The 6,300-nt window shown below is 67.8% G+C and carries 5 protein-coding genes; 3 read left to right on the top strand and 2 right to left on the bottom strand.

Annotated elements, in window-relative coordinates:
- The first annotated feature begins 326 nt into the window (after positions 1-326).
- The 3 genes from EB084_17335 (at position 327) to EB084_17325 (ending at position 4,995) form a co-directional block, all read left to right on the top strand.
- Entirely contained in the window at positions 327-1,772 is a 1,446-nt protein-coding gene (locus tag EB084_17335) for a hypothetical protein (GenBank protein ID NDD30021.1), read from the top strand.
- 66 nt (positions 1,773-1,838) lie between these two features.
- Positions 1,839-3,332 carry an adenylate/guanylate cyclase domain-containing protein gene (locus EB084_17330; protein ID NDD30020.1) on the top strand — a complete coding sequence of 498 codons (1,494 nt, stop codon included), beginning with the start codon at positions 1,839-1,841 and terminating at the stop codon, positions 3,330-3,332.
- A 436-nt stretch (positions 3,333-3,768) separates the two neighbouring features.
- Positions 3,769-4,995, top strand: coding sequence for a hypothetical protein (locus EB084_17325; protein ID NDD30019.1), 1,227 nt, complete (start codon positions 3,769-3,771; stop codon positions 4,993-4,995).
- A gap of 21 nt (positions 4,996-5,016) precedes the next feature.
- Here the strand turns inward: EB084_17325 and EB084_17320 are convergent, their stop codons facing one another.
- Both EB084_17320 and EB084_17315 read right to left on the bottom strand, forming a co-directional pair.
- A complete protein-coding gene (locus EB084_17320; GenBank protein NDD30018.1) occupies positions 5,017-5,736 on the bottom strand; it encodes a hypothetical protein in 720 nt (239 codons plus the stop codon).
- Positions 5,737-5,783: 47 nt separating this feature from the next.
- A partial coding sequence (locus tag EB084_17315; GenBank protein NDD30017.1) for an RNA pseudouridine synthase occupies positions 5,784-6,300 on the bottom strand: 517 nt, incomplete at its 5' end.

Raw genomic sequence — 6,300 nt, 5'->3', positions numbered from 1 at the left:
GTGGGCACGAACGCGTCGGTCTCGTCGCAAGACCGTGCGTCGGCGTGCTCCTGCGCCTCCGTGGCGGTGACCGGGCCGCGTGCAATGAATGCGGGGCGACCCCCCTGCGGGACGTCGATGCGAATCAAGCAGACCCTCTCACGAGCACCGCCGTCGCGCGCCAGATGGTTGGCGCTGCGTGGGCGGGGCGTTTGCTCCTCTCAGGGTAGCCCGTTCGCCTGCACGGTTGCTTGAAGCATCATCATCGGCCGATTAAATCGGCGTCACGTAGTGGCTGCCGTATAGGGAGGGGTGCGCCGGACGGGCGCGGGTGAGACGTTCACAAGATGGCAACCTCACAGGTTCGCGCGCGCGATACACTGCGCGTCATGCAAGCGTCAAACCGCGTCGACCCTGGAGGCAGGCTGCTGCTCCACGCTCTCCCTGTGGGAGGGCGTCATGCCTGCGCCCTCACGCCACGCGACGACAGCGAGGGCGCTGAAGGTCGCGACGCCGCCTTGCTGTCGACCCCAGTCGGCCGCGCCTATGCGAAGCATCCGGAGCGCCAGGAGGGGTCCCCCGTGACGCCCGTATCTGGGAGACAGGGTGTCTTGCCGGGCACGGTCTCCCTGTCGTGCGCACCTCGGCGCCTCATCGACGAGCCTGTCCTCTTCGAGCGCTACATGCGCGGGGAGGCGGGGGCCTATCCCGGGCATCTCGCGTATCTCGACAGGGGCATCGACGCGTCGCCCTTGCGCAGTGATGTCGCGCAGTACCGGCAGCGTCTCGAGGCTCTCCCCGTTCCGGGACCGACGTCCGGCCCGTTGTTCCCGAACGCGGGAGAGCTTCCGCAGATCGAGGGGGGGCTCGAGTTCCTTCACCCTGACATCTCCCAGGCCACGGTCTGCGTCAGCACCTTCGATGGCCATGCGGTGCACAGCCGCTGGATGGGACGACATGCCCTCGACAGCGTGGAGCAGTGGAGCGCCAGCAAGCTCATTCCCATCGAACGTCTTGCGGCGCTCGCGGGAACGGCATCGCCCGGCGTCGATCTCGCGCGTTGCCTGCTGCGAGATCCCAGCGGCAACCTGGCGCCGCGACGTCTGCCCGCGATCATCGACGACATCGTGAGCTACCGCGCGGGCACCCCGACGTCGAATGCGTGGGCGCGCGCGCTCAAGCAGTTCGACACGCCCAGCGGCATCGAGAGCTGGCTTCGCGCGTTCACGGGCAACCGCGATCCGGCGCTCGAGTTCCGAGGGGGATATGGCTCTCCGCCGGCAGTGGCGCGTCCTCAGCTGGTCGATGGCGAAGGTCACCTCGTTCTTCAGGCCTCCGGCGCCGATCACACGGGGGCCAACCACGTCTCGTCGTACGATCTCTGTCGACTCATCGCCGCAGCAGGGCTGCACAACCGCCTACCTGCGGCGTCGCGCCTTCCTGGCACGCCCTGGAGCGCGCTCTCTGCGGTGGTGGGCGGACTCGGGGTCGACAGCGCACGCTTCACCGACGTGGCGATGGAAACGCTGGGGCTGTCGTCGGCCATCACGGCTCCGGTCGTGCTCTCGAAGATGGGCTTTGGATACAGCCAGGCCCGACGCACCGTCGAGATGGTCTATACCGCCTATGTCGAGCTCCAGCTCGCTCGCGCGGGGGAGCAGCCGCGGTGGGTATCGGTGGCCATGTCGCTGCGGGGGGCGCTCCCGTCGACCTCTTCAGATCCGCGGGCGCTCGAGCTCGACGCCCGCATGGCGGCGGCCGTGACCCAGATACTCGAGCGCGTCACGGGCTGACGGCAGCCTGCTTCCCTGTCGATCGCTCGAAGAGGCTTTGGCCTGACGGGCTTGAACCTTATTCTCATGGCATCTCAGGACCCAGACCGCGCTCCGGCTCGTTCGTCGTCTGACCGCACCCGCGAGATCGTCGGCTCGGTGCTCGAGCGACGGGTACGGGTGACCCTTCTGCAGATGTTCCAGGTGGTGGCGCTGCTCATGCTGGTGAGCACGCTCTTCGGCGTGGTGCTCATGGCGTTGGGGCGTCTCACCGGAGGCGAGACCACCTTCGCGATGCTCGGGGTGGTCGGGGTGTGGTGCTGGGCGGCCACCCGCGTCATCAGCGCGGGCGGTGCGGGGGCCTGGTACAAGCGTCTGCTCTGGCCGATCCTTCTCTCCCCCACGCTCATCTTGATGGTGGCGGCGATGACGCGCAGCGATGGGGCAGCCTCTGTCTTCAATGGTCCTGTCACCCTGGCATACTTCTTGTGCATCATCGTCTCGGCCAGCCTCTTCGACCGCCAGTTCACCTGGAAGGTCACCGGGGTCTCGGTGGCGGCCTACCTGGGCGTCTACTGGTTCCTGGCGCGGGTCGGGCTGCACCGCATCGCGGGGGTGGTCGCGCCGCACGACCCGGTGTTCGCCGAGCGCATCGGCAACGAGACCTCCTACGTGATGCGGGCTTTTGCGCTCGTGGCGGCGGGGGCCATGGTGGCGGGCCTCATCAGCGTGGCCTATGAGATCGTTCTCGAGGTGGCGTCGGTGATCGCCGAGTTCGGTACCGTCATCGATCCCCGCGTGCGCGACCTCATGCTCGCCGGCGCGGTGGGCGACGAGGGGGATGAGCGCGACGCCACGGTGCTCTTCGCCGACATCCGCGGGTTCACCACGTTTGCCGAGAAGTGGGAGCCGCCTCGACTGCTGCGCCTCATGAAGGAGTACTTCGACCTCATGGGCGACCCCATCCGGAGCGAGGACGGCACCATCATCGAGTACATCGGTGACGAGATCCTGGCGCTCTTCGGTGCCCCGGAGCTGCAGCCAGATCACGCTGCCCGCGCGGGTCGCGCGGCCCTCGCCATGCAGCGGCTGCTCGCCGAGCAGCGCCCCCGCTGGGAAGCGATGGGCTACCCGCGCATCGAGATCGGCATCGGGCTCAACGCCGGGCGCATGCTCGTGGGGCGCATCGGCTCGACCGAGCGACAGAAGTACGGCGCCCTGGGCGACAACGTGAACCTCGGCTCTCGCGTGCAGGGCCTGACCCGGGAGTACGGCGTGCCCATCGTGGTCACCGACGCGTGGGCTGAGCGCGCGGGCTCGGGTTTCGTTCTGCGCGAGCTCGATCACGTGCAGGTCAAGGGGCGCAACAACGCTGTCACCATCTACGCGCTCGTCGGAGTGACCGACGAGTCGGTCGGGGCGGAGGCGACGGCGCTGATGCAATCGTGGCAGGTGGCCCTCGACGCCCTGCGGGCCGAAGACAGTGCCGGCGCGCGCGAGGCGGCGAACGCCTGCCTGCGCCTTCAACCGGACGACGGTCCGGCGCTGCGGTTGCTGCGCAAGCTTGCGCCCGCGGAGTAGACGCGCGCGGCTGTCTGCGCAGACCCGGATGTTAACTTATGGCGATCACGGCCAGCCGGATGCCGTTCGAAGGGGTGGTTTTCAGGTTCGCGTGACGCATTGACGTGAAAGACGTTCACGAAACGCTGGATTGACGAGGTAAGCGCGACCCTCTATCATCCGGATCAACCTCTGGTGCAGCCCATCGGGCGCGTCGAGGAGACCACCCCTGTTGCAGGAGCTGTCGACCGTGTCTGCCCCTGTATCCGCGAATCTCCCTGGCCTTGCGCCGCTCTCCCGCTACATCTCGGCGAGAGCAGGTCTGCCTGCGCGCGCCTCGGAAGGGGCGTCAGCGAGCCCAGTCGAGGTCTTCTCCCGCGCCTCAGGTTCGCACGCGGCGACCGCGCGTCCGACGGCGCCAGCCCAGCCCTCCCCTGCGGGGCCCACGACATCCGCGGTGTCCGACTCCATCGACACCGCGCGCCTCGCCCTGCGGCTGCTCGACTATCCGGCTCTCGATCCGTTCGCGGCAAGCGTGGCGTCGGTGGTCTGGGCGTCACACCACGCCGTGCTGACCGGCAAGACCGAGAAGATCGCGGTGCCCGAGGCTTTCCAGAAGCCGATTCCCGTCGAGGTCAACCTGAAGAATGGCAAAGATGCCCCCATGCTGGTCATCTTTCCCGGGCTGGGCTCGACCACGATCACCTCGCAGGTGCGGGCGCTCAAGAGCCAGGCCCTCGATCGGGGAATGAACTACACCGTCATGCCCAACCCGTGGTCGAAGACGTGGCTGGGCGCGGTTCCAAAGCATGCGCCAGGCAACCTCCCGTGGGAGACGCAGGTGACGCGTGACGTGCTGCACGCGCTGCAGAAGCGTCACCCTGGCTTCTACGAGAACGTGTCGGCGGTGGGCTATTCCTACGGATCGCTTCTCGGCGCCTCGGTGGTCGCGCACGACCACGATGCAGGCGCCGGCGCATCGACCGTGCAAGGCAGCCTGGTCGCCATCTCGCCGCCGCAGAACCTCTGCGACAGCCTGCAGGCCCTTGACGGTCTGCGCACCCAGTACGACCCGCCCCACAACGTGAGCGGGGTCCTTGCGTCGTACGGGGCCGCGGTGACCTACTACGGCTACGACCGCATCGGGGAGAGCTACGTCGCGAAGCGGCAGGACACCGATGTCGAGAAATACCTGGCCGATACCATGGCCTCGCGCGATCACCTCGAGCAGGTGCTCGAGCACTACCACATCCCGACGAATACCTCGCCCTCGCAGCAGAAGCAACTGAGCGGGGCCACCTACGCGCAGTACATCGACCAGGTGATGCGCGCTGACATGCAGGCCACGAACCCCGGCGAGACGCTCGAGCAGGTGGCGCAGACCTACAGCTACACGAACCTGCTGGCGCAGGCCAGCGGGCACGGGGTGCCTGTGCTCACCCTGTCATCGGCCGACGATTACATTCTGCAGCCGGCCAACGTGGCCGCGTTCCGCGCCCTCGAATCAGCGCCGGCACCCGATCAGGCCGCGCGCATCTTTGAGCACGGCGGGCACGTGGGCGTGCTCTTCAACCCGCACGCGCGCGATCAGATGTACGCCTTCCTCAAGAACCCCCCGATCGTTCCGGGGCCCACCTCTCCAGCGTCGCCGCCCCCCTCAGCGCCCCCGACGCCGGTGCGCTGAGCGGCCGCAGCTCGCGCGGGTTCACCGCATGATGGTCAGCGGCTTGATCCATCGCACGACACGGTAGCCCGCGCTGCCCTGGGCCTGCAGAACCGCGGTTCCCTGCTTCATCGTGCTCTGCCCGTCGTAGCTCGTGATCTCGGCCTCGATCTGCCCGCTGCCCGCGGCGCGGATCACGCGGCTCACCCAGGGCATCTTCAGGGTCGCGGTGATGTCGCGCGTGCTCCACGAGAAGGTCTTCGCGTCGGGCGTTCCCATGAGGCGTGCGCTGCGCACGAACGTGAAGGCCTTGCCGCTCCAGCGGTAGACCCGCCAGGTGGGGGGGCGCACGTCTGACTGCATGCGCGCCGAGACGACCTCGGTGGCGCCGTCTCCATCGATGTCGCCCACGAAGTCGATGCGCTCGGTTCCCGCGGGGCCTTGCACGAAGCGGTACGGTTCCTTGTCGGTCGTACCCACCTGCGGGCCCTCGTAGATCACGTGGGCCTGGCTTGCGGCACCGTCGAGTGTCACGAGCTGGGCGTAGGTGAAGAACTCGTCACCCGCCGGCACCATCTTGAACACGCGCAGCGCAACGGTGCGCTCGAGGCCCCCCAGCTTCACGCGATGGGCGTCGAAGATCTGGCCGATCTTGAACGTCTCCTGCCCCCAGGTCGGGCGCAGACCGCCTGCCACAAGGGCGCCCAGCAGCATCAATCCAATCGCACGCAATCGCATGGCCGTTCCCACCTTCCCACACATCTCAAGGGCACTTTGGGCAGGATCCTGCGTTCTCCTGCCCTTCAGACCTACCCCAGCAGAACCTCGAGCGGGGCCGGGAGCGGGCAGGTGAGGGTGATGCGCTCGCCACGCACCGGATGGGTGAAGGCGAGGCTGCAGGCGTGCAGGGCGAGGCGGCGGGCAGGGGAGGGCTTGCCGCCGTATTTGCGATCGCCCGCCACAGGATGTCCGCGTTCGGCGAGGTGCACGCGGATCTGGTTCTTGCGGCCCGTCTGCAGGGTCACCTCGAGCAGGGCGTAGGTCTTGGTCGTCTTCACCGTTCGGTAGGCGGTGATGGCGTCATCGCCGTCGCCTTCTTCGGTCGAGTAGACCTCGAGCCCGCGGTTCTCGCGCAGCTGGGTGTGGATGACGTCTGCGGCGGGCTTCGGGCGCCCCTCGACGATGGCGAAGTACTTCTTCTCGACCTCGCGCCACCGATCTTGCAGTGTGCGTTTCACCGATTCGCTACGCGCGAGCATGAGCAGGCCCGAGGTTCCCTTGTCGAGGCGATGCACCACGAACACCCGCGCTTCCGGCGAGCGCTGG

It is taken from the genome of Pseudomonadota bacterium, from assembly GCA_010028905.1.
Classification (GTDB): Bacteria; Vulcanimicrobiota; Xenobia; order RGZZ01; family RGZZ01; genus RGZZ01.
This window is presented reverse-complemented; position numbering and strand designations above follow the sequence as displayed.

Bases quoted from the DNA above. Each gene is read 5' to 3' on its own strand.
- EB084_17335 (NDD30021.1), top strand. From the start codon at position 327: ATGGCAACCTCACAGGTTCGCGCGCGCGATACACTGCGCGTCATGCAA.
- EB084_17330 (NDD30020.1), top strand. From the start codon at position 1,839: ATGGCATCTCAGGACCCAGACCGCGCTCCGGCTCGTTCGTCGTCTGAC.
- EB084_17320 (NDD30018.1), bottom strand. From the start codon at position 5,736: ATGTGTGGGAAGGTGGGAACGGCCATGCGATTGCGTGCGATTGGATTG.